Annotated in this window: 16 protein-coding genes; 7 read left to right on the top strand and 9 right to left on the bottom strand. The window is 67.1% G+C overall.

Going from position 1 to position 23,688, the window contains the following annotated elements; genetic code table 11:
- Window positions 1-7 precede the first annotated feature (7 nt).
- Window positions 8-1,636, top strand: coding sequence for an acetolactate synthase large subunit (locus tag MKAN_RS15940; RefSeq protein ID WP_172836716.1), 1,629 nt, complete (start codon window positions 8-10; stop codon window positions 1,634-1,636).
- Between the two features lie 756 nt (window positions 1,637-2,392).
- On the top strand, window positions 2,393-5,728 hold the full coding sequence (locus MKAN_RS15945) for a serine/threonine-protein kinase (protein ID WP_023369774.1): 3,336 nt from the start codon (window positions 2,393-2,395) through the stop codon (window positions 5,726-5,728).
- Between the two features lie 15 nt (window positions 5,729-5,743).
- On the opposite strand, the gene MKAN_RS15950 is transcribed toward MKAN_RS15945, so the two are convergent.
- From MKAN_RS15950 to MKAN_RS29750, 5 genes are all read right to left on the bottom strand, one after another.
- A complete protein-coding gene (locus tag MKAN_RS15950; RefSeq protein ID WP_023369776.1) occupies window positions 5,744-6,088 on the bottom strand; it encodes a GNAT family N-acetyltransferase in 345 nt (114 codons plus the stop codon).
- A gap of 393 nt (window positions 6,089-6,481) precedes the next feature.
- Window positions 6,482-7,927, bottom strand: coding sequence for a lipase maturation factor family protein (locus MKAN_RS15955; protein ID WP_023369778.1), 1,446 nt, complete (start codon window positions 7,925-7,927; stop codon window positions 6,482-6,484).
- Between the two features lie 75 nt (window positions 7,928-8,002).
- Window positions 8,003-8,764: a glycerophosphodiester phosphodiesterase family protein gene (locus tag MKAN_RS15960; RefSeq protein ID WP_023369780.1), complete on the bottom strand. Its 762-nt coding sequence runs from the start codon at window positions 8,762-8,764 to the stop codon at window positions 8,003-8,005.
- Window position 8,765: 1 nt separating this feature from the next.
- Window positions 8,766-12,998, bottom strand: coding sequence for an alpha-(1->3)-arabinofuranosyltransferase (locus tag MKAN_RS15965; RefSeq protein ID WP_023369782.1), 4,233 nt, complete (start codon window positions 12,996-12,998; stop codon window positions 8,766-8,768).
- Between the two features lie 55 nt (window positions 12,999-13,053).
- Entirely contained in the window at window positions 13,054-13,227 is a 174-nt protein-coding gene (locus tag MKAN_RS29750) for a DUF2613 domain-containing protein (protein WP_023369784.1), read from the bottom strand.
- A gap of 144 nt (window positions 13,228-13,371) precedes the next feature.
- Here MKAN_RS29750 and MKAN_RS15970 point away from each other — a divergent pair, with 144 nt between their 5' ends.
- The 3 genes from MKAN_RS15970 to MKAN_RS15980 are packed head-to-tail and all read left to right on the top strand — an operon-like array spanning window position 13,372 to window position 16,515.
- Window positions 13,372-14,547 carry a glycoside hydrolase family 3 N-terminal domain-containing protein gene (locus MKAN_RS15970; RefSeq protein WP_023369786.1) on the top strand — a complete coding sequence of 392 codons (1,176 nt, stop codon included), beginning with the start codon at window positions 13,372-13,374 and terminating at the stop codon, window positions 14,545-14,547.
- A 57-nt stretch (window positions 14,548-14,604) separates the two neighbouring features.
- The gene (locus MKAN_RS15975; protein WP_023369788.1) at window positions 14,605-15,243 is read left to right on the top strand and encodes a TetR/AcrR family transcriptional regulator; all 639 of its coding nucleotides are present in this window, start codon (window positions 14,605-14,607) and stop codon (window positions 15,241-15,243) included.
- 9 nt (window positions 15,244-15,252) lie between these two features.
- Window positions 15,253-16,515 (top strand): chloride channel protein, encoded by a 1,263-nt coding sequence (locus MKAN_RS15980; protein WP_023369790.1) that lies wholly within the window; start codon window positions 15,253-15,255, stop codon window positions 16,513-16,515.
- A gap of 3 nt (window positions 16,516-16,518) precedes the next feature.
- Here the strand turns inward: MKAN_RS15980 and MKAN_RS15985 are convergent, their stop codons facing one another.
- Both MKAN_RS15985 and MKAN_RS15990 read right to left on the bottom strand, forming a co-directional pair.
- Window positions 16,519-17,361, bottom strand: a complete 843-nt coding sequence (locus MKAN_RS15985) for a MaoC/PaaZ C-terminal domain-containing protein (RefSeq protein ID WP_023369792.1) — start codon at window positions 17,359-17,361, stop codon at window positions 16,519-16,521.
- A 17-nt stretch (window positions 17,362-17,378) separates the two neighbouring features.
- On the bottom strand, window positions 17,379-18,743 hold the full coding sequence (locus MKAN_RS15990) for a 3-oxoacyl-ACP reductase (RefSeq protein WP_023369794.1): 1,365 nt from the start codon (window positions 18,741-18,743) through the stop codon (window positions 17,379-17,381).
- 102 nt (window positions 18,744-18,845) lie between these two features.
- On the opposite strand from MKAN_RS15990, the gene MKAN_RS15995 reads away from it, so the two are divergent.
- On the top strand, window positions 18,846-20,237 hold the full coding sequence (locus MKAN_RS15995; RefSeq protein ID WP_023369796.1) for an acetyl-CoA C-acetyltransferase: 1,392 nt from the start codon (window positions 18,846-18,848) through the stop codon (window positions 20,235-20,237).
- 305 nt (window positions 20,238-20,542) lie between these two features.
- Here MKAN_RS15995 and MKAN_RS16000 read toward each other — a convergent pair whose 3' ends face one another.
- Window positions 20,543-22,378, bottom strand: coding sequence for an acyl-CoA dehydrogenase (locus MKAN_RS16000; RefSeq protein WP_023369798.1), 1,836 nt, complete (start codon window positions 22,376-22,378; stop codon window positions 20,543-20,545).
- A gap of 493 nt (window positions 22,379-22,871) precedes the next feature.
- Here MKAN_RS16000 and MKAN_RS16005 point away from each other — a divergent pair, with 493 nt between their 5' ends.
- Window positions 22,872-23,360, top strand: coding sequence for a flavin reductase family protein (locus tag MKAN_RS16005; RefSeq protein ID WP_023369800.1), 489 nt, complete (start codon window positions 22,872-22,874; stop codon window positions 23,358-23,360).
- Window positions 23,361-23,447: 87 nt separating this feature from the next.
- On the opposite strand, the gene MKAN_RS31175 is transcribed toward MKAN_RS16005, so the two are convergent.
- Window positions 23,448-23,603, bottom strand: a complete 156-nt coding sequence (locus MKAN_RS31175) for a hypothetical protein (protein WP_165800732.1) — start codon at window positions 23,601-23,603, stop codon at window positions 23,448-23,450.
- Window positions 23,604-23,688: the final 85 nt, after the last annotated feature.

A 23,688-nucleotide genomic window follows, 5' to 3' on the forward strand; every position in this document is an offset into this window, starting at 1 on the left:
CCAGCTCATGGTGAAGTGCCTGGAAAGCGAGGGGGTTTCCGTCGTCTTCGGGATACCGGGCGAGGAGAACATCCGCTTCGTACAGGCGTTGGCCGCATCGGACATCCGCTATGTGCTCACCCGGCACGAACAGGCGGCGGCGTTCATGGCCGAGATGTACGGCCGGGTCACGGGCCGCGCCGCGGTGGTGTCGACGACGCTGGGGCCGGGCGCGATCAACATGCAGCTCGGGGTCGCGGACGCGACCACCAACAGCACCCCGATGGTCGCGATCTCCGCGCAGGTTGGTCAGGACCGGGAGTTCAAGGAGTCGCACCAGTACGTCGACCTGGTGTCGATGTTCGCCCCGATCACCCGCTGGGCCGCCGGCGTCCCCACCGCGCGCGCCATACCGGAGATGTTCCGCAAGGCGTTCAAGGTCGCCGAGACCGAACGCCCGGCGGCGGTGTACCTGGCGGTGCCCGAGCATCTGGATGCCGACGCAGCCGACTATTACGACCTGGCCCCGCTGCCGCGCAATGTGGTGCGCGCCGAAGCGCCGGCAGCAGGTCAGGTGGCACGCGCCGTCGAGATCCTGCGCGCGGCGCGCCGGCCCGTCGTGCTGGCCGGACATGGCGCCGCCCGTGGCGACGCGACCGCCGCGCTGGTCCGCTTCTCCGACGCACTCGGCGTGCCGGTGGCCAACACGTTCCACGGCAAGGGCGTGATGCCCGACGACCACCCCAACAGCATCGGCACGATGGGGTTCATGCGGCACGACTACGTCAACTTCGGGTTCGACGACGCCGACGTCGTGATCGCCGTCGGTTACGAGCTGCAGGAGTTCGATCCAGTCCAGATCAATCCGGGCGGCGACAAGAAGATCATTCATATCCACCGCTTCCCGGCCGAGGTCGACGCGCACTATCCGGTCGACGTGGGGATCATCGGCGACATCAGTGCGTCCCTGGATGCGTTGACGGACGTGTTGTCCGGCCACCGCTTCGACTGCGGCACCGACGTGCCCGGATCCGGCTTACTCGAAGAGGAATTCGCCCGGGGACAACAGGATTCGCGGTTTCCGCTGGCGCCGCAACGGGTGGTGGCCGACACCCGGGCGGCGCTTGGGCGTAACGACGTCGTACTGGTCGACACCGGGGCTACCAAGATGTGGATGGCTCGGCTGTATCCGACGTACCAGCGCAACACCTGTCTGATATCAAATGGCTTGTCCACCATGGGGTTTGCCCTACCAGGCGTCATTGGCGTCAAGCTGGCCCGGCCGGAGGCCAGGGTGCTGGCCGTCGTCGGCGACGGCGCGTTCCTGATGAACTCGCAGGAAATCGAGACCGCTGTCCGGGAGCGGATACCGCTGGTGGTGCTGATCTGGGAAGACGGCGGATACGGGCTCATCGAGTGGAAGATGGACCTCGAACTCGGCGAACACTATTACGTCAAGTTCGGCAATCCCGATGTGGTGAGCTACGCGAAAAGCTTTGGTGCCAAGGGGTATCGCATCACCAGCGCCGAGGAGTTGCTGCCGACGCTGAAAGCCGCGCTCCAGGACGACGGCGTCTCGCTGATCTCCTGCCCCGTCGACTACTCCGAGAACCTGCGCCTGACGGACCGGCTTGGACAGTTGGACGGCACACTGTAGGCGCCGCCCGGCCTCTCCCGGCAAGGCGGGGCTTCCCAACATCCGACTCCATCGGAGGCCATGACAACGGCGCCGCCCCCGTCGAATACGTACTGGTTGCGCTCGGCGGCTGCCTGACCGCCGGCATCGCGTCGATCGCTCAGCGGCGTGGAATTCAGTTACGCTCGCGACATCGTCACCAACCCAACTGATGTCGTCAACCACTACGACGTGGTCATCGTCGGCGGGCGCGTCGCGGGTCGCCTATTGCTCTATCGTCCGAATGGCCCACGCGTGAACCTCTAGGTCAGTGGCAATAATTCGTCTCACGACCTGCATGTCGGGTGTGTAGAGACTGCCCACCCAGCGGCCCAACTCGATGTCCACCCTGAGCAAGGATCCGTCCGCCAGTCGATGATGGCCGGTCCTCATCGTCGAGATCGTGTTCACCGCGCACCTCTCATGCAGTGGTTACGGCCACGCCGGCCACGCTGCCCTGATCATCGGTCCGCAGCCGATGCGGTCGCGTGGGGCGGTTGCCTCAACTTCGGGCAGCCGTACGAGGAGCGGTTGCCACGAGGCGGCAGCACTCGGGCGAGCCGGTCGGTCCTGACCCCGGCAGATAATGGCGCACGGATTGCCGTATCGAGCGGGTGGCGGGCACCGCAGCGGGTTTCTTGCGTTGGCTCCCATCCCGTTTTCGCTCACCGCAATCGGCGCTAGGGTGTCAGTGTCAGCGGAGCTCAACAGCCTCCCTGGGGAGGATAGTGACCGGCGATGGTCGACGTCGATTCGCACCCGACGCAGCGGGGTCTGGTTCCCGACATCCCCGCGGAACTGCGCGAGGCGGGATTCGATGAAGTCGCCGAGATCGGGTGCGGAGGTTTCGGCGTCGTATACCGCTGCGCTCAGCCGCTGCTGGACCGCACGGTCGCGGTCAAGGTGCTGACCACCGACCTGGACCCGGAGAACCTCGAGCGCTTCCTGCGTGAGCAGCATGCAATGGGCAAGCTGTCGGGCCACCCGAACATCGTGACCATCCTGCAGGTCGGCAGCACGGTGAGCGGCCGGCCGTTCATCGTCATGCCCTACCATGCCAAGAATTCGCTGGAATCGCTGATTCGCAGGCACGGGCCGCTGGATTGGGTCGAGACGCTGCGCATGGGCGTGAAGCTAGCGGGTGCGCTCGAGGCCGCCCATCGTGCCGGCATCCTGCACCGTGACGTCAAGCCGGCGAACATCCTGCTGACCGAGTACGGCGAGCCGGAGCTGACCGATTTCGGCATCGCCAGGATGTCCGGCGGCTTCCAGACCGCCACCGGGATCATCACCGGCTCGCCGGCGTTCACCGCGCCCGAAGTGCTCGAAGGCAAGGCGCCCACGCCGGCATCGGATCTGTATTCCCTTGGCGCTACTCTTTTTTGCGCGCTGACGGGGCACGCCGCATTCGAGCGCCGCAGCGGTGAGAAGGTCGTCGCTCAGTTCCTGCGCATCACGTCGCAGCCGGTACCGGATCTGCGGGAGCACGGGCTTCCGGCCGATGTGGCCGCGGTCATCGAACGGGCGATGGCGCGCGATCCCGCGGCGCGCCCGCCGGGTGCGGCGGCGTTCGGCAACGAGCTGCGCGAGGTCCAGCGCATCAGCGGCGTCGCCGTCGACGAGATGGCCCTGCCCGTCGACCTGGGTGTGGAGCGCCGGACGTCGCCGGTGGCCCCCTCGGCGGTGCGGCGGGACACCGGAGCCACGCCGACACCGCCGACGCCGACGACGAAGTACCGACCGCCGGTTCCGACCCGATCGCTGGTTGTCCGTAACCGGCTGCTCGACGTGGTGCGGGCGGGTGGACTGCGGCGGCTGGTCCTCATCCACGCGCCCTCCGGTTTCGGCAAGAGCACGCTGGCGGCCCAGTGGCGCGAGGAGCTTTCGCGGGCCCCGGTCGGGGTCGGATGGCTGACCATTGACGACGACGACAACAACGTGGTGTGGTTTCTGGCGCACCTGCTCGAGTCGATCCGGCAGGTTCGCCCGGCGCTTGCCGCGTCGCTGGGACAGGTGCTCGACGAGCACGGCGACGACGCCGCCCGATATGTGCTGACCGCGCTCATCGACGAGATACACCAGAATGACGACCGGCTGGTGGTGGTCATCGACGACTGGCACCGGGTGTCGGATACCCAGACCATCGGCGCGCTCGGTTTTCTGCTCGAGCGCGGCTGCCATCATCTGCAAGCCGTCGTGACCAGTTGGTCACGTGCCGGACTGCCGGTGAGTAAATTGCGGATACGCGACGAACTCGTCGAAATTGACTGTGAGGCATTGCGTTTCGACTTCGACGAGGCGCGATCGCTGCTCAATGATGTCGATGGCCTGCTGCTGCCGGATGGTGACGTGCGGGCGCTGACCACCTCGACCGACGGATGGGTCGCCGCGCTGCAATTGGCGGCGTTGTCGCTGCGCGGCGGCGCCGACGCCGCCAGCCTGGTGAGCCGGATGTCCGGTGCGAGCGAGATGATCGGCGATTTCCTTGCCGAGAACGTGCTGGACAGCCTGGAACCAGAGTTGCTCGAGTTCTTGCTCGCGACATCGATCACCGAGCGCACCTGTGGAGGGCTGGCGTCCGCGCTGGCCGCGGTGCCGCGCGGGCAGGCAATGCTGGAGGACGTCGAGCAGCGCGGCCTGTTCCTGCAGCGAATCGACAAGGACCCGAACTGGTTTCGCTACCACCACCTGTTCGCCGAATTCCTGCGCCACCGGCTCGAACGTGATCACCCCGACCGGGTATACCAACTCCATCGCGTGGCTGCGGACTGGTTCGCCGAACACGACCACCTCAACGAAGCCGTCGACCACGCACTGGCCTCGGGCGACGCCGCGCGGGCGGTCGACCTGGTCGAGCAGGACGAGACCAACCTGCTCGAGCAATCGAAGATGACGACGCTGCTGGAAATCGTCAAGAAACTGCCGCCGCGAATGGTGGTTTCGAGAGCGCGGCTGCAGTTGACCCTGGCGTGGACGAACGTTCTGCTGCAACGATTGGCGCCCGCCGCCGCGGCGCTCAAGTCATTCGAGACGGCACTGGATCGCGCAGACCTCAGCGACGTGACGCGGGCAGACCTGCGGGTCGAGGCCGACGTGCTGCGCGCAGTCGGCGAGGTCTTCGCTGACCGGGTGGACGCCATCGATCATCTGGTTGCCGAGGCACTGGCGCGGCCGGACAGCTTCCATCCGCGGGTGGGCGGCGTGGCGGGAAGCCTGGCGGCGTTCGCCGCAGTCCACCGTTTCGAGTTCGACGCCGCGAATCGGTTGCTCGCGTGGGCGGAGCCCTACCAGGAGATGATGGGCCCCTTCGCCGGCGTGTACGCACATTGCTTCGGCGGGATCGCTGCCAGGTACACGCTCGACATTCCCGGCGCCCTGAAGAATTTCCGGGAAGCCTACGAGCTGGGCGCGACGGCGGGACCGCACTCCTACGCGGCGCGGCTCGCCAGCGCCCTTCTCGGCGAATTGCTCTGCCAGACCGGCGACTTAGCCGAGGCCACCCGTCTGGTGGACGAGGGCTACCAGCTGGAGTCCGAGGGTGCCGGAGTCGACATCATGATCGCCAGATACGTGACGGGTGCCAGAGTCAAGGCAAAGCAAGGGGACCGCGATGCCGCGATCGATCGCCTCACCGATGGCATGGCGGCAGCAGAGCGGCTGCGGCTGCCGCGGCTGGCGGCGGCCGTCAACAACGAGCGAATCCGGCTGGGTATCGCGATCCCGCAAGAGGTCGCGGTCCGGTTGCGCGCGACCCGCACCATTCGTCGGCCTCCCCGATGCGACGGAATCGCCACGATCATCGCCGAACTCGACGAGGACTCCGGCATTCGCCTGTTGTCGGCGAGCGACTCGGCAGACGATCAGGAGCAGGCATGCCGGCGTGCCGCCGAGCTGCTGGCCGGAATCGACGGGGCGCAACGGCCCTGGGCGGCATTAGGTGCGCAGCTGCTGCTGGTCGAAACACTCAGGGCGACGGGGAAAATCGACGAGGCCAACTCCCTGGCGCCCGCGGTCGTCGCGCGCTGCCGTGAACACGGACTGTCGGGGCTGCTTACCGACGCGGGACTCGGCTGAAGAATTGCGCCGAACTCAAGCCCGAACCCGAGTCCGAGCTCGCACCGCCGCGTGCGCCTGCGGAGTGATCGGGTCGAGGATGTCGTCGTAGTCGTCGTGTTTGTCGACGTAGGCGGCGACGAACGGGCAGATCGCCACGATGCGCTTTCCTGAGGCGCGGGTGTCTGCCAGTGCCGCGGCGATGAGCCTGTTTGCCAGGCCACGCCCGGCGAACTTGTCGTCGACTTCGGTGTGGTAGAAGATGCGCTGGCCGCCGGTGTCGGCAGTGTCGACATAGGCGGTCAGCCCGGCGCGCACGCCGTCGGCGCTGATCTCATAACGCTTGTTTTCGGTGGCGTTGGTGACGGTCGGTTCGGTCATAACCCCTCTATCAGGTCGGTTGGTGCGGCATTTCCGATGACACAAACTCCAGGGCTTGTGGTAGCGACGCTACCGCGGAGCTGGCAGAGCACCCGCGACAGCCGGGCAACCCAAATGCGGTTGTCCGCCAAGGCGGAAACGGACCTCGCTGGTTCGGCGGTTCGGGATGTCGCCGACAACCGTAGACGTGGTCGGATGTGCAGCGACAAGACGAATCTCATCCGTCGACCGTATCGATAATCCGGTGACGGCGTCGCAAGCCGGGGAGCAGCGCGATGCCTCGTTATTTCGTTATCCCAATCGGTGGTCGCCATGGATGTCCACCGACGAGAAACAGGTGTGGCGCAAGTGACTAACCAGATGGTCAGATTCGCCATGACGTCATTCGATCCCTCACCCGGGCGGCGATTCGGCTCTCCCGAGCGACATCGGGCGCACGTAGCTACCCACCAGCGTGCGATGCCACCAGGCATGATCGCGCCGCAGCTCCTGAAATGCGGTGAAGCGGTACCGATAAAGTTGAGCACGCACGTGACGCGGTGGTGCATCCGGAAACGGGTTGCACCGCAACAGCTTCAGCGTCGGCCGATCGTTGCGCAACAGCCGCGTCAGCAACGGTGTCATCCAGGGCAGCGCGTAGCCCGGAGATATCGCCGCAAACCACATCAGCCAGTCTAGGCGAAGGTGGTAGGGCGCCCATTGCCGCGGCAATCGGCGCACCGAGCCGGGCTTGCCCTTGAATTCGTACTCTTTCCACACCGTGTCGCCGGTGATCTTTTCCTCGACGGTTCCTTCGATCACCACCTCGTGGCGGGTGCGACTGATGCTGCCGAATGCACCGTAGGTGTTCACTAAATGAAACGGGTTGAACGACATGTTCATCCGCTGTCGGGTGGACAGCATGTTGCGTGCCGGCCAGTAACTCAGCATCAACACCGCCGCGGCGAACACGAACACCAGGGCGGTGAACCACAGCGGCGGCGCGGCCAGCGCGGGTTGAGCAGGTACCGGCAGCACCGCCGCCAGCGATGTCTGGTCGACCGCGCTGCATGCCAGCAGGATCGTCAGCCAGTTAAGCCACGAGAAATTTCCCGACAACACCAGCCACAGCTGGGTGACGACGATGACGGCTGCGGCAACACTGGCGACCGGTTGCGGGGCGAACAATCCGAACGGCACGACCAGCTGCGCAAAATGGTTGCCCGCCACCTCGATACGGTGCAGCGGCTTGGGCAGGTGATGGAAGAACCAGCTCAGCGGCCCCGGCATGGGTTGCGTCTCATGGTGGTAGTACAGGCACGTGAGGTTGCGCCAGCACGGGTCACCGCGCATCTTGATCAGTCCCGCGCCGAACTCGACCCGAAACAGCAGCCAGCGCACCAGCCACAGCGTCAGAATCGGCGGTGCCACCCGGGCATTGCCCAGGAAGATCATCAGGAATCCGGTTTCGAGTAGCAATGACTCCCAACCGAACCCGTACCACACCTGGCCCACGTTGACGATCGACAGATACAGCACCCAGAGCGTGAGCCACATCAGCATCGCGGCCCATAACGGGACCAAGTCCGCCAAGCCGGAAACCACGGCCACCGACACGGCCGCGCCGAACCAGCACCCGCCGGCGAACAATCGGTCGGAATAGCGAAGGTGAAAAAGGCTCGGTGTTCGCCAGAAGGACCTGCCGGCCACATATCGCGGCACCGGCAGCATTCCCTGCTCTCCGATGAGCGCCCGGAACTGCAGCGCGGCGGCGACGAACGCCGTCAGGTAGATGACCGCGGCGCCCCGCTCGAGCACCATTCTGCCCAGCCAGTATTCGGGCGCCGAAAACCATCCCATGGCAGTACTCCTCGGACGGTGACCGCGTATCCAGTTAACCAGTCGGCAAACCGGTAGCCAACAGGTGCCGCGCCCCTACCACTCCCCCCGCGAGGTAAGCACCTCACGGAGCAGGTCCGCGCGATCGGTGATGATGCCGTCCACGCCGATGTCGAGAAGCGCATGCATGGCCGCGGGGTCGTCGATCGTCCAGGCGTGCACCTGACGTCCGGAAGCATGCATGGCACGCAGCAACGCCGGCGTGATCACCGGCACGCCACCCAGCCGCGGCGGCAACTGCACGCAGTCGCTGTCGCGCAACATCCGCTGCGCATAGGCACGCCGGCCCGCCGACCGGGCCGCCATGAACGCCATGAACGCACCCGTACCCGCCGCACTGGCAACCCGCTGGGTGAGCAGACGTACGGCGCGCTGGCGACGCCGGTCGGAAAACGACGCGATCAGCACCCGGTCGTGCACCTTCAACCGCTCGATGACCTCGACGGTCGGTTCGATGGCCGACTCGGCCTTGATGTCGATGTTGACCCGCGCTTCCGGGAACGTGACAAGTAGTTCTTCGAGCGTCGGAATTGGTTCTCCGGAGCCCAGATCCGCCGCACTGGCCTGTCGCCAGGACAATTGGTCGATCGCACCCGAGACTCCGGACGCGAGCGGGAGCCGGCGGTCATGCAGGATCACCGCGACGCCGTCCCGGGTTGCGCGAACGTCTGTCTCGAGGTAGCGAAACCCGAGCTGCACCGCCTCGTGAAACGCCGCCATGCTGTTCTTGGGCAGCCTGAACGAGGTAAACCCCCGGTGCGCCATGGCAATTGGCCCGGCGCTGCGAAAGAACTCCACGTCAAGTCTCCTGTTCGGGGTCCAGTCCTGGACTCCTATCCCTGGCCCGCATCGACACCGATGCGGCCAACACCGCGAGCGAAATCAGCGCCAGCAGTTGGACACTGGCCGAATGGCCGGCGTAGCCGTCCACCGAGCGCCACGGATGACGAGACAATACTGCCCCGGCCAGCATCAGACCACCCGCGCTCAATCCGACGGTGATCCAGCCGAGCAGCCGTTCCCGGTCGCGCAATACATACCGCAGCGCGAGGGCGGCGCCTACCACGGCAACTCCCGCTGCACCGGCAATCGCCGCGCCGGCCGCCAGTACCGCTACCGCCGCCAACGGCCCGGGTACCCATGGGCGTACGGCCGCGTGGCCTAGGTCTTTCCTTCGCCGCCGCCAGAACGCGAGCAGGGCCAGCGCCGGTAGCAACGTAAGCCCGAAAGCCAGGCCCGATCGATACACCGAGTTGGGCGCGAAGGTGAGGGTGATGGTGCCGGGATCGCCCGCGGGCACCACCCAGCCCTGCTGCCAGCCATTGACGACGACCGCAGTCAGCCGGGCTCCGCTACCGGTACGCGCCACCCAGCCGGGGTTGATGCTTTCCGGTATCACCAGCACTCGCGATCTTGCCGAGGCCGGCGTCCGCACTTCCCGACGGCTTGGGCCCCACACCCCGGTTGAGGCGGGAACCGTTGTGGTGGTGGGTAATTCGGCTGCTCCCGGAGCTGTCAGCTGGGCGCCGTCGACAACGAATTCCGCTCCCGGGCTGATCAACAGCTCCTGTTGGCCCGGCGGCAGCGAGATGGGCTCGTCTTCGCACGGCAGCGCGGCAACCGGTTCGGCGTCCAGCAGCGCGCCCACCGTGGTCCGAATCGACGTGTGCACGAAGCGGCCGGCCACCGCGATGACCGGGCCGTGCTCACAGTCGACGGTGATCTCGCGGGATCGGTTCCGCACGGCGTCCGCGGGCGCGATCGGACTAAGGTCGGCCCCGAGCGCGGTCACCTCGGCCAGCCCGGGAGGCTTGAGTTGGTCGAAGCCCAACGCATTGCGGTCGATGATGTCTTCCCAGTCGAGCAGGCTGACGGTGACCGTGTCGGTGACGCGCGGGTGCAACGACAGCGTCTGCGGCTCGCCGTCGTGATTGACCGCACGCACCTGGGGCCCGTCGCCCAGGTCGACGGCCACCATCGTCGGATGGGCGGGCAACGCCGAGCGGCTGGGCAGCAGGCGCAGTCCGGCCACCTCGGTGGGCCGCGGCAGGCTGAGGGTCAGGGTCGGCGGCGACTTGTATTGCACTACCCGCTGCGGTGCGGTCCACGCGGTGGCGGGGTCGCCGTCGGTGGCGGCGTAGGCCGAGCCCAGGACGTCGAGCACATCGGAATCGCCGTGAGCGCGGGTGGTGTCCGGCTCGGCGATCAGATCGGCAAGCTTGGGCCCCTGCCTGGGCCGCACCCACACCGTCGGGGTCACCGTCGTCGGGCGCGGCACGGTGAGCGTGCGGCTGAAGTTGACGGGCTCCTCGGGCGCCAGGGCCATCGACGCGGCGCAGCGCACGCTGTCGGGCGCCGGCGCGCAACCCGGCCTGCCCAGCAGTTCGGACCCCAGGTCCCAGCGCGCGATCGTCGAATCCGCCGGCGGTCCGGGGACCGACACGGTGTGGTGCAACTGGACGGGGTGGGCGAACCCGGACGCGTCGTACTGGGTGATCGCCAGATCGGTGATACCGAACTGCACCCCGGCAGACCCGTCGTCGGCGGCGGCCGCGGTGACCCGTACCCACGGTGTTTCGCCGTAGGGTAGCGCCGCGGTGAGCGGCTTTCCCGCCTCGTCGAACCGCAGGGTGGTGCTGCCGGTGGCGGTCTCGACCAGGATGCGCCGGATCTGCGCGCCGACGGCGGTCGCACTCGGCGTCAGGGTGATGACGGCATTGGCCACCGGATGGTCGAAGTCCACCTGCAGCCATTGCCCGACGGCGGCCTGCAGTGCGTTGGACACCCAGGCGGTCGCCGAGTCGCCGTCGATCGCGGCCGCCGCCGAGGTGGCCGGGGCCACGTCGGGCATGGCGGTGGAATCCGCCGACGAGCTGGACACCGTGACGCGGCCGCCGGTCCACCCCCCGTACACCAGGTCGGCGCCGGGTACCGGATAGTCGGGCACCCGGTTGTAGGTGCGCCGGGCGTCCCCGGGCGCCCGAATCGCCGAGGAGTGCTGATCCACCCGGCCGTAGTCGGTTTCGCGGGCCACCGGGGTGTCGGTGACGATCACCAGGGGTGCCGGCAGGCCGGCCGCGCGGGCGTCGGCCGTCATCAGCACCGGACCCAGTCCCGGTTGACCCGACAGCCGCCGACGCTCGTCGAGACGCAGCAGCACCTCGGGCCCCCCGTCGACGCGGAGCACAGAGTCGGTGTCGACGAAGTAGGGCGCCCCGGCCGCGAGCGACTCGCCCACTCGGTGGATCACTCGGTATATCTCTACAGCGGGATAGCGGGGCCGCAGTCCGCTGTCGCTGACGAACCCGGCCAGCGAGCCGGGACCCACCGGCGTGCCGAACTCTGCCACCTTCGCCAGCCCGGGTGAGCCGGCGATGGCGCGGTGCACCAGGATCGGGCGTGCCGAGCGCGACGTCTCGGGGTCCAGATCGTTACGCAGCACCAGATATGAAATGCCTTGGCGGGCAAGGGTATCGGCCAGGCCGGCCGATGGGCGTCCGGCCGCGAACAAGCGTTGCACCGAGTCCAGCGCGCGGATGGTCTGCGGCGGGGTCAGCGGGATCGAATCGCGTACCCCCCACGGGCTGCTCCCCAGCACCTGCAGCGGCTCGTCGTGGCTGGTGCCCCACACCTGGGTGGCGAACGGCGCCCCCGGCACCACCAGCACCCGCCCCGGCATCGGTGTCCCGGTGTTGTGCGCGCTGAGCCAATCGGCGGCCTCCTGCCAGTACCGCGGTATCGCCCTGAAGGTGCCCGGAGGGGTGAGCCGCCCGGCCCAGGCGAGCGAGGTGCTGACCGCCAGGGCGGTGAGCACGACGATTCCGACGGCCACCCGCTTGTCGCGCTCGGGGTGCGCAACCGCGCGAAGCCACTCCGACCTGGGTGCGCTGCCCGGTAGCGGTATCCGGCCCAGCAACTCCGCGATGCCCAGCACCAGCGGCAGCCGGATCACCGGCCCCAGCTTGTGCACGTTGCGCAGCGGACTGCCGCCCGCGTCCAGAAACACCTGCACCTGGTGGGCGAGCGGCGAACCCAGCCCACCGCTGTAGCCCACGGCCAGCAGCACCACCCCGACCAACAGCATCGTCACCAGCCGGCCGCGGGCCGGCATCGCCGGGCTGGCCAGTCCGGCCAGCCCGGCCGCCGCCACCAGACACGTACCCAGGATCGCGACCGACCCGGTCACCAGCGGCGCTCCGGCGGTCGCGTCGGGCGCCACGAACGGCGTCCAGCTGTCGGTGCCGCGCAACACCTCCACCAGCGACGACCACTGCGTCGTCACGCCGGAGGATTCGATGAAGTCCAGAAACGGCGGACTGACCCCGCGCAGCTGACTCAGCGCCACCACCCACCACAGCGTCGCCAACACCAGCGCCACCAGCCACCATGCGGTATAGCGCCACCACAGCCGGTTGGGCCGGTGACACGCCAACCAGATCACCGCTGGCAGACAACCGGCCAGCGTTGCGATGGCGTTCACCGCTCCCATCAGCGCCACCGCCACACCGGCCTGGGCCGCCAGGGTCCGTACCGATCGGCCGGATGTACCCCGCAGGGCCAGAATCGTCGGCAGCAGCACCCACGGCGCCAGCATCATCGGCAGGGTTTCCGACGAGATCGACCCCAGCGTGGTCAGCACCCGGGGCGACAGCGCAAACGCCGCCGCCCCGACCACCCGCGACGCGGGGCTACCGATGCCCAGCGCCTCGGCGACCCGCAGCAGCCCCCAGAAGCCGACTGTGAGCAGCACCGCCCACCACAGCCGTTGGGTGATCCACCCCGGGATTCCCAGCAGATGGCCGGTCAGGAAGAAAGTCCCGTGCGGAAACAGGTAGCCATATGCCTGGTTCTGCGACTGGCCGAACGGCAGCTCGCTGTTCCACAGATTCGTCGCGCGCGCCAGGAACCGCAGCGGGTTGGCGGTGAGATCGAGTTTGGTGTCGGGGGAGACCCGGCCGGGGGATTGGGCGAATGTCAGTGTCAGCGATACCGCCCCGACTAATAGCAACCACCGGCGGGGAAGGGGCGTCACCGGCGGGTCTGCTGCAAGCGCCGCCGCGCTGACCTTTGAAGCCGACGCCGCCGGGCTAGCTACGGTTGCCGTACTCGACCCGGTTGAGCACTGACGACGACGGATCGCCCCCGGGTAATGGCGGCTTAGTGTCTTGCTGCACCATCAGGGTGATACCGAAGATAGCGGCCGCGCCCAGCAACAGACCAACCACCACGCTCGCGGCGGCGGGCGCGACGATCCGGTTCATCGTTAGCTCCTTGAGGCGTGACGTCGTGGCTGAAAGAAACTTAGCGCCAACCTAGCAGAACGCGGTCTCGTGGCGGTCGACCGTGTAGCTAGGGGGGTTGCCCCCAAACCCGGCGCCGAAACACCACCGTGACAGCATGTCCGGATGGCTTTTCCGCGCACACTGACGCTGCTTGCGGCCGTCGCGGTGCTGGTGGCCGCCTGCAGCCACGGCGGCACCCGGACCGGATCGTCGTCGACGACGGCGTCGAGCACGCCGTCCGGACCGCCCCCGGTCGCTGCTCCGGCACCACGGGTGTGTGCCGACCCGACGGCCGTGCCGGCGTCGTTGTCCACCCGCGACAAGCTGGCCCAGCTGCTGATGGTGGGGGTGCGTGACGCGGCCGATGCCAAGGCGGTGGTGAGCACCTATCGCGTTGGCGGCATCCTGATCGGCAGCGACACCGACCTGTCCATGTTGAACGGCCCGCTTGCCGACCTCGCCGCCGGCGCCGGCCCGCTGCCGCTGGCCGTCGGCGTCGACGAGGAAGGCGGCCGGGTGTCGCGATTGCACTCACTACTCGGCGGGAGAGGGCCGTCGGCGCGGGAGCTGGCGCAGACCCAAACCGTTGCGCAGGTCCACGACGTGGCGCTGGAGCGGGGCCGGCAGATGAGGACACTGGGTATCACCGTCGACTTCGCGCCGGTGGTCGACGTGACCGACGCGCCCGACGACACGGTGATCGGGGACCGCTCGTTCGGTTCGGATCCGGATAAGGTCACCGCCTACGCCGGCGCATACGCGCAGGGGCTGCGCGATGCCGGACTGCTGCCGGTGCTCAAGCACTTCCCGGGCCACGGGCGCGGCTCGGGCGATTCGCACACCGGCGGGGTGACGACGCCGCCGCTGAGCGAGCTGGTGGCCAGCGACCTGGTGCCCTACCGCACCCTGCTGACCCAGACCCCGGTCGCGGTGATGGTGGGCCATCTGCAGGTTCCCGGGTTGACCGGCAGCGAACCGGCCAGCCTGAGCAAGGCCGCGGTGGACCTGCTGCGCACCGGCACCGGTTATGGCGGTCCCGCATTCGGCGGCCCGGTGTTCAGCGACGACCTGTCGAGCATGGCGGCGATCTCGGACCGGTACGGCGTGGCCGAGGCGGTGTTACGCACCTTGCAGGCCGGCACCGATATCGCGTTATGGGTCACGACGAAAGAGGTGCCCGCCGTCCTGGACCGTTTGGAACAGGCGTTGGCTGCCGGCGAATTGCAGATGCCCGCGATCGACGAATCGGTGGTGCGGGTGGCCGCGATGAAGAACGTCTCCCCGAACTGTGGTCATTAGCTGACCGCGCAGTGCTTACCCTAGAGTCTGGTTGACCGGCTGGAGGGGTACACGGCGATGGCAGGTGGTACGAAGCGGCTGCCGCGTGCTGTCCGCGAGCAGCAGATGCTGGACGCCGCCGTGCAGATGTTCTCGCTCAACGGCTATCACGAGACCTCGATGGACACCATCGCCGCCGCGGCGCAAATCTCCAAGCCGATGCTGTACCTGTACTACGGCTCCAAGGAAGATCTGTTCGGCGCCTGCCTGAACCGTGAGATGAACCGGTTCATCGACGCGCTGCGCGCCGATATCGACTTGACCGTGAGCCCAAAAGACCTGCTGCGCAACGCCATCGTGTCGTTCCTGCGCTATATCGACACCAACCGCGCGTCCTGGATCGTGATGTACACCCAGGCCACCAGCTCGCAAGCGTTCGCCCAAACGGTGCGCGAGGGACGTGAGCAGATCATCGACCTGGTCGCCGGGATGCTGCATGCCGGGACTCGCAGCCCGCGCTCGGATGCCGAAATCGACATGATGGCGGTTGCGCTGGTGGGGGCGGGCGAGGCGGTGGGGACCCGGCTCAGCGTCGGCGACATCGACGTCGACGAGGCGGCCGAGATGATGATCGACTTGTTCTGGCACGGCCTCAAGGGCGCGCCGGCGGAGCGCGACGCCGGCCCGAGCCTGGGTCCGAACTTCGCCGCAGGCTAGATTCGTGCGGTGCCTAACCGGCCGGCCCGCCCCAACCTCGACTTTTTCTGCGCGGTGATCATCGCCGGCCTCCTGGCCGGGCTGGCTGGTTTGTCGACGACGGTGGTGCTGCGCTTCGTCGAACACCTCACCTACCACTACACTTTCGGCTCGCTGCTCGACGGGATCACCGGCAGCAGTCCGGTCCGGCGCGCGGTGGGGCCGATGGTCGGTGCCGCGCTGGCGGGACTGGGCTGGTGGATCTTGCGCCGCAGCACCAAAGTGCCGCCGCTGGCCGGAACCATCGCTCGGCATGATCCGATACCGCCGGTGTCGTGGAGCATCGACGCCGCGCTTCAGGTCGTGCTGGTGGGCTCGGGAGCCTCGCTCGGCCGCGAAGGCGCGCCACGCCAATTCGCCGCCGCCCTCACCGATGTGGGAAGCCGATGGTTGAGGCGGCTGTCACCCGGCGATCGGGAGATCCTGCTGGCATGCGCAGCCGGGGCCGGGCTGGCGGCGGTCTACGCCGTCCCGCTGGCCGGGGCGCTGTTCGCCCTGCGGATCATGCTCAACACCTGGCGGTTGCGGGCGGTGGGTGCGGCGCTGATCACGTCCAGCCTGGCCGTCGCGATCGGTTCGGCCGTCACGCATGATCGCCCTGAACTCGACTGGCCCCGCGCCGAATCGACGTATCTGCTCAGCGCGCACGGATTGTTGCTGGCGCCGTTTGCGCTTGCGGTGGGTTTGACGTTCAACCGGATCATGGCCGCTGCTCGGCCGCGCACCCTACTGCGGTCCTGGATGCTGATCCCCGCTCTGGCGGCTGCGGGGCTGCTGACCGGCATCTGTTCGCATTGGTGGCCCCAGCTGCCCGGAAATGGCAAGAGCATTCTGACGGTCAGTCTGGCCAGCGGGATGACGCTGTCGTCGGCGGCCGTGATCTTGGTGCTGAAGCCGTTGCTGACCGCCCTGTTCCTGCGTGCCGGCGGAGCCGGCGGGCTGTTGACACCCTCGTTGGCCACCGGCGCTGCGGCGGGGTCGCTGCTGGTGCTGACGCTCAACGCGGCGGCCGGAACGCACCTGCACGGACCGGTGATCTCGCTGGCCGGTGCCGCCGGCGTGCTTGCGGTCACCCAGGGCTCGCCCACCTGGGCGGCGATCTTCGTCTGGGAGCTGGCCCGGCCACCGATTTGGATGCTGGTGGTCTTTCTGGTCACCGCGGTCGGTGCGGAAGCACTGAAGAGGCTCGCTGTCGGCCGCGGGCTCCCACACCTCGACCATCGCGCGGGCTGATCGCTACAGCGGCCGCAAAGTCCCGGTCAGATGCGGATACCCCTTCGACATATTGCGCAACGTCAGGTCCCAGCCGTTATCGGCTTCGTCGACGTAGACGCCGACGCTGGCCGGCAGCAGCACCGGCTTGCCGAACCGCACCGAATACCGCACCGCGTCCGGCAGCCGGGCTTCGACATTCGCCAAAACCGCTGCGGCGCTAAACATTCCGTGTGCGATGACGGTGGGGAAGCCGAACAACCGCGCCGCGATCGGACTGGTATGGATGGGGTTGTGATCTCCGCCGACGGCGGCATAGCGGCGAATTCGGCTCGGCGTGATCCGCAGCACAGCGGCCGGCGGGGGCAGCCTGGGCTGCTTCTGTGGCGGCGGTTTCGGTTCGCCGGACAAGCTGGTGCGTTGCTGATGCAGAAAGGTCGTCACCTGCTGCCAGGCGAGCTCGTTGCCGACGCTGATCGCGGTCACCAGGTCGACCAGCAGCCCCTTGCGGTGCTCGCGCAGGTTTTCGGCGTGCACCCGCACGCCCACCGTATCGGTCACCGCGATGGGCCGGTACCGGGTGATGTGGTTCTCGGTATGCACGGATCCCATTGCGGCGAACGGGAAATCGAAACCGGTGACCAGTGACATCACCGAGGGAAACGTCAATGCGAACGGGTAGGTCAACGGCACCGTGTTGCCGTAGCGCAGACCCGTGACCGCCGCGTAGTCGGCGACATTGGTGTGGTCGATCCGAAGCTCCTCGACGGTCACCGTCCGGGTAGGCAGCTGGCCTCCGCGCGGCACCATGGGCAACGCCCCCGCCGCCGCGCGGAGCATGTTTCTCAGGCCGCTTGGCTGGTTCACCGGATCCTCCTAGCCGCTCAAGCGCCGATCATGGCCTGGCCGCAGACCCGAATAACGTTGCCGGTCACCGCATTCGACGCCGGGCTGGCGAAGTAGGCGATGGTCTCGGCGACGTCGACGGGCTGCCCGCCCTGCATCAGCGAGTTCAGCCGCCGGCCCACCTCGCGCGTGGCCAGCGGGATCGCCGCCGTCATCTGGGTTTCGATGAATCCCGGTGCGACGGCGTTGATGGTGATGCCCTTCTTGGCCAGTTCGGGTGCCAGCGCCTGCGTGATGCCGATCATGCCGGCCTTGGTGGTGCCGTAGTTGGTCTGTCCCCGGTTGCCCGCGATGCCGGCGATCGACGAGAGCCCGACGATTCGTCCGCCCTCACCGATGCTGCCGTTTCCCACCAGACCCTCGGTGAGCCGAAGCGGCGCAAGCAGATTGACGGCGACGACGCTGTCCCAGCGAGCGTCGTCCATATTGGCCAGCAGCTTGTCCCGGGTGATACCGGCATTGTTGACCAGGATGTCGGCCTTGCCGCCGTGGTGGTCGCGTAGGTGCTCGGTGATCTTGTCGACGGCGTCGTCGGCGGTGACGTCCAGCCACAGCGGGGTGCCGCCCACGCTGCTGGCGGTTTCGGCCAGCGCCTCCTCGGCGGACTCCACATCGACGGCCACCACCCGGGCGCCGTCGCGCGCGAACACCTCGGCGATCGTCTTGCCGATGCCCCGAGCAGCGCCGGTGACGATGGCGACCTTGCCGTCGAGCGGCCGATCCCAGTCGGCCGGTGGCGTGGAATCAGCCGCCCCGACATAAAACACCTGACCGTCGACGTAGGCCGACTTGGCCGAGAGGATGAACCGCATGGTCGATTCCAGCCCGGTGGCGGCCGGCTTGGCGTCGGGCGCCAGGTACACCAACGCGACCGTGCTGCCGCGCCGCAATTCCTTGGCCAGTGAGCGGGTGAAGCCCTCCAGCGCGCGCTGCGCGATCCGTTCATGGGTGTTGGTAATCGCCTCGGGAGTGCTACCCACTACGGCCACCCGCGCGCAGGCGCCCAGATTGCGCAGCAGCGGTGTGAAGAATTCGTGCAGGCTTTTGAGCCCGGCCGGGTCGGTGATGCCGGTGGCGTCGAAGACCAGCCCGCCGAACGAGTCGGCCCAGCGGCCGCCGAGGTTGTTGCTCACCACGTCGTAGTCGTCGTCCAGTGCGGCGCGCAGCGGCTCGACCACCCGGCCGTCACCTCCGATCAGCAACGATCCGACCAGGGGCGGATCTCCCGGTCGATACCGGCGCAGCGTCTCAGGTTGCGGGACCCCGAGTTGTTTGGCCACGAACGATCCGGGTCGGGAGCTGACAACCTGCGAGAACAGATCGGACGAGAGCTTGGGAGCCACAGAGCTGCCTTCCGTGTCGGGTATGTGTTGCTATAAGCAACCGTAGCGAGGACGAACTTACTTGAGAGTAAGAACAGTGGGTAGTATGGCTTGCAACGGCTGATGCCCAAAATCCGCAAGGCCTCCGAAATACCGAAGAACCCGCAGATACCCGGAGAACGCAAAGTGCCCGCAGCTGCTCAACAGAATTCCGAGTCCAAGCGTCGAGTCGCCGTCCTGGGCGGCAATCGCATTCCCTTCGCCAGGTCCGACGGCGCTTATGCCGACGCGTCCAACCAGGACATGTTCACCGCCGCCCTGGGCGGGCTGATAGACCGGTTCAACCTGCGCGGTGAACGCCTGGGTTTGGTGGCCGGCGGCGCGGTGCTCAAGCACAGCCGCGACTTCAACCTCATGCGCGAATGCGTGCTGGGCTCCGAGTTGTCGCCGCACACCCCGGCCGTCGACCTGCAGCAGGCCTGCGGCACCGGCCTGCAGGCGGCGATCGTCGCCGCCGACGGTATCGCTGCGGGTCGTTACGACGTGGCAGCCGCCGGCGGCGTGGACACCACGTCGGACCCGCCGATCGGCCTGGGCGATGACCTGCGCCGCAATCTGCTGAAGCTGCGCCGGTCCAAGTCCAATGTCCAGCGATTGAAGCTGCTGGGCACGCTGCCGGCCAACCTCGGCGTGGAGATTCCGGCCAACAGCGAGCCGCGTACCGGGCTGTCGATGGGCGAGCACGCCGCCATCACCACCAAGCAAATGGGCATCAAACGCGTCGACCAGGACGAACTGGCCGCCGCCAGCCATCGCAATATGGCTAACGCCTATGACCGCGGATTCTTCGACGACCTGGTCACGCCCTTCCTCGGGCTGTACCGCGACGACAACATGCGTCCCGACTCCAGCGCCGAGAAACTGGCCACCTTGCGCCCGGTTTTCGGAGTGAAGGCCGGCGATGCGACGATGACGGCGGGTAACTCCACGCCGCTGACCGACGGCGCCTCGGCGGTGTTGCTGTCCAGCGAGCAGTGGGCGGCCGACCATTCGCTACCACCGCTGGCCTACCTCGTGGACTCCGAGACCGCGGCCGTGGACTATGTCAACGGCAGTGACGGCCTGCTGATGGCGCCAACCTACGCGGTGCCGCGGCTTCTGGCCCGAAACGGGCTGAGCCTGCAGGATTTCGACTTCTACGAGATCCATGAGGCGTTCGCCTCGGTGGTGCTGGCCCACCTGCAGGCGTGGGAATCCGAGGAGTATTGCAAGCAGCGGTTGGGCCTTGACGCCGCGCTCGGCGCGATCGATCGCTCCAAGCTCAATGTCAACGGTTCGTCGCTGGCTGCCGGGCACCCCTTCGCCGCGACGGGCGGGCGGATCCTGGCTCAGGCTGCCAAGCAACTGAGCGAGAAGAAGACAGCCGGCAAAGGTGGCTCGGGTAAGCCTCTTCGTGCGCTGATCTCGATCTGTGCGGCCGGTGGCCAGGGTGTAGCCGCAATTCTGGAGGCCTGACAAAGCCTGCACGAGGCGGCCCAAAGATCCGCGAAACGAAAAGATTTGGCGGTGGGTTTATTACCCGGAGCCGATGGGTAATTGTTAGCTCGGATAGCCCCGCGTTGTGGTCTGACCCCCGACCCCGGCCGCAGCGCGGGGCAATCCGTTGGTCGACCGCCGGTCGGCAGTCCTTCACGACGGGCGTACGAAAAGGGCCGCCGCTGGAGCGAGGGGATCCAGCGGCGGTCTTTTCCGGATGCCCCACAGACGCAGATCCCCCGTTTCAACGAGGAAACGGGGGATCTGGCTGTTATGTGAGGGGCCTAGAAAGCGGCCTCGTCGAGCTCCATGATGTCGTTGTCCAGGGTCTCGATCACGTCGCGGGTGCTGGTCAGCAGCGGCAGGAAGTTCTTGGCGAAGAACGACGCCACCGCGACCTTGCCTTCGTAGTAGGCGCGCTCTTCGCCGGTGGCACCCGCGTCGAGAGCCGCCACCGCCACCGCGGCCTGACGCTGCAGCAACCAGCCGATGATCAGGTCACCGACGCTCATCAGGAACCGCACCGAACCGAGGCCCACCTTGTAGAGGCTGGTGACGTCCTGCTGAGCGGCCATCAGGTAGCCGGTCATCGCGGCCGCCATGGCCTGGACGTCGGCAAGCGCCTTGGCCAGCAGCGCCCGCTCGGTCTTCAGCCGGCCGTTACCGGACTCGCTGTCGACGAACTCCTGGATCTGGCCCGATACGTGGGCCAGCGCCACACCCTTGTCCCGGACGATCTTGCGGAAGAAGAAGTCCTGCGCCTGGATGGCGGTGGTGCCCTCATACAGGGAGTCGATCTTGGCGTCGCGAATGTACTGCTCGATCGGGTAGTCCTGCAGGAAGCCGGAGCCACCGAGGGTCTGCAGGCTCTCGGTGAGCTTGGCGTAGGCCTGTTCGGAACCCACACCCTTGACGATCGGCAGCATGAGGTCGTTGACCTTGGCGGCCAGCTTGGCGTCCACGCCGTGCACCACCTCGGCGACCGCCGCGTCCTGGAACGTCGCGGTGTAGAGGTAGAGCGCACGCAGACCCTCGGCGTAGGCCTTTTGGGTCATCAGCGACCGGCGCACGTCGGGGTGATGGGTGATGGTTACCCGAGGCGCGGTCTTGTCGGTCATCTGGGTCAGGTCGGCGCCCTGCACGCGTGACTTGGCATATTCCAGTGCGTTCAGGTAGCCGGTCGACAGCGTTGCGATGGCCTTCGTGCCGACCATCATCCGGGCCTGCTCGATGACCTCGAACATCTGCGCGATGCCGTTGTGCACCTCGCCGACCAGCCAGCCCTTGGCGGGCACACCATGCTGGCCCAGCGACAGTTCACAGGTCGCCGACACCTTGAGACCCATCTTGTGCTCGACATTGGTGACGAAGACGCCATTACGTTCGCCCAACTCGCCTGTCTCGAAGTCGAACAGGAACTTGGGCACGAAAAACAGCGAGAGCCCCTTGGTGCCCGGACCCGCACCCTCGGGGCGAGCCAGCACCAGATGGAAGATGTTCTCGAACAGGTCGCCGGAATCACCGGAGGTGATGAACCGCTTGACGCCGTCGATGTGCCACGAGCCGTCCTCCTGCTGGACAGCCTTGGTGCGTCCGGCACCCACGTCCGAGCCCGCGTCCGGCTCGGTGAGCACCATCGTCGATCCCCAGCCGCGCTCGGCGGCCAGCACGGCCCACTTCTTCTGCTCCTCGGTGCCGAGGTGGTAGAGGATGTTGGAGAAGCCGCCGCCGCTGGCATACATCCACACCGCCGGGTTAGCACCCAGAAAGTGCTCGTGCAGCGCCCAGACCAAGGCCTTGGGCATCGGCATCCCGCCCAGGGCCTCCTCGATACCGGCCTTGTCCCAGCCTCCGTCCATAACCGCGCGGACGGAATCCTTGAACGCCTCCGGGAGCGTCACCGAGTGCGTCTTCGGGTCGAATTCCGGCGGGTTGCGGTCGCCCTCGACGAACGATGCGGCCACCGGTCCCTCGGCCAATCGGCTGACCTCGACCAGCATCTCCCGGGCGGTGTCGACGTCCAGGTCACTGAACTCGCCCTTGCCCAAAGCCTGGTCAACGCCCAACATCTCGAACAGGGTGAAAACCTGGTCGCGGACGTTGCTTTTGTAGTGGCTCACTACGGTCCTCCTCGTTGAGAATGCCACTTGCGGTTGGGTACTAGGTCTAAGTTACCCACCAGTAACACCGCTAAAATATATCGGCTGCGTAGTTGTACGCAAGTAGATGTGAGCTATATTTCACTTGCGAACCAACCAACCGGTTGGATTCATCGTGACGGCATCCCCGGAAGGCCCTGCCACCTGCGACGATGATGCTCACTATGGCGAACGGGTATCACGGCGTTACCGGTAGCGGGATCCGTGGACCCCGGCCGGTCATCGCCACAGCACCCTGCGCGAGGCCGCCATCAGATGGGCTTCATGTGACCGGGCACGCCGTGTCCGAGAGCTCGTGAGCAGGATTCTCGGGGCGGCGCGGCGGGTGTCCGCAGTGCCGCAGGCGGACAACGACCCGAATGCGGCATCCCGGTACGGATACGCCCCCGATATCGCGCCGGGTAGTGTCGGCTGCGAGAAATCCGTCCTCGGCTCGAGGGGCGAATGAAGTCCGGTGAATTCACACAGCAACCTGACACCGTCCTCACTGCGTGAGGCTTTCGGACACTTCCCGTCCGGTGTGGTGGCAATCGCCGCCGAAATCGACGGGATCCGGGAAGGCCTGGCCGCCAGCACCTTCGTTCCCGTCTCGCTGGACCCGCCGCTGGTGTCGTTTTGCGTGCAGAACATGTCGACGACGTGGCCCAGACTCAAGGTTGCCCCGATGCTGGGCATCAGTGTGCTGGGCGAAACTCATGACGAGGCTGCGCGCACCTTGGCCGCCAAGACCGGCGATCGGTTCGCCGGGCTCGAGACGGTATCCAGCGACAGCGGCGCGGTCTTCGTCAAGGGCACCAGCCTGTGGCTGGAGAGCGCGATCGAGCAACTGATCCCGGCCGGGGATCACACCATCGTCGTCCTGCGGGTCAACCAGGTCACCGTGGATGCCGACGTGGCACCGATCGTTTTCCACCGCAGCGTCTTTCGTCGGCTCGGCGTCTGAGCGCCGCTCGGCTCACCTCGGTGATCTCGGTGATGGAGCCTGCGGTCAGGGGCCGGCACCCGCGCGGAAGCCTGCCTCGGCTGGCCGCTAGGGGCGCTCGGCCAACTCGTCCCGAAAGCCCTGGATGCGGCCCTCGATTTCGGCCGCGTCTTCATACCGCTCTTCTTTGCGCGCAAGTTGCGCGCGCACCGACAACTCCCTGATTGCGGTGCGAATGTCGTTAATGCTCTTGGTTTCCCGCATCATTCCTCCTGCCTTTCCGGCTGTGGGCAGGCTTGACCCGACGCCACGCATAAGGGACCCGCATAAGGGAGGGGTACCCGATGGC

Origin of the sequence: Mycobacterium kansasii ATCC 12478, assembly GCF_000157895.3 — a bacterium.
Taxonomy (GTDB): Bacteria; Actinomycetota; Actinomycetes; order Mycobacteriales; family Mycobacteriaceae; genus Mycobacterium; species Mycobacterium kansasii.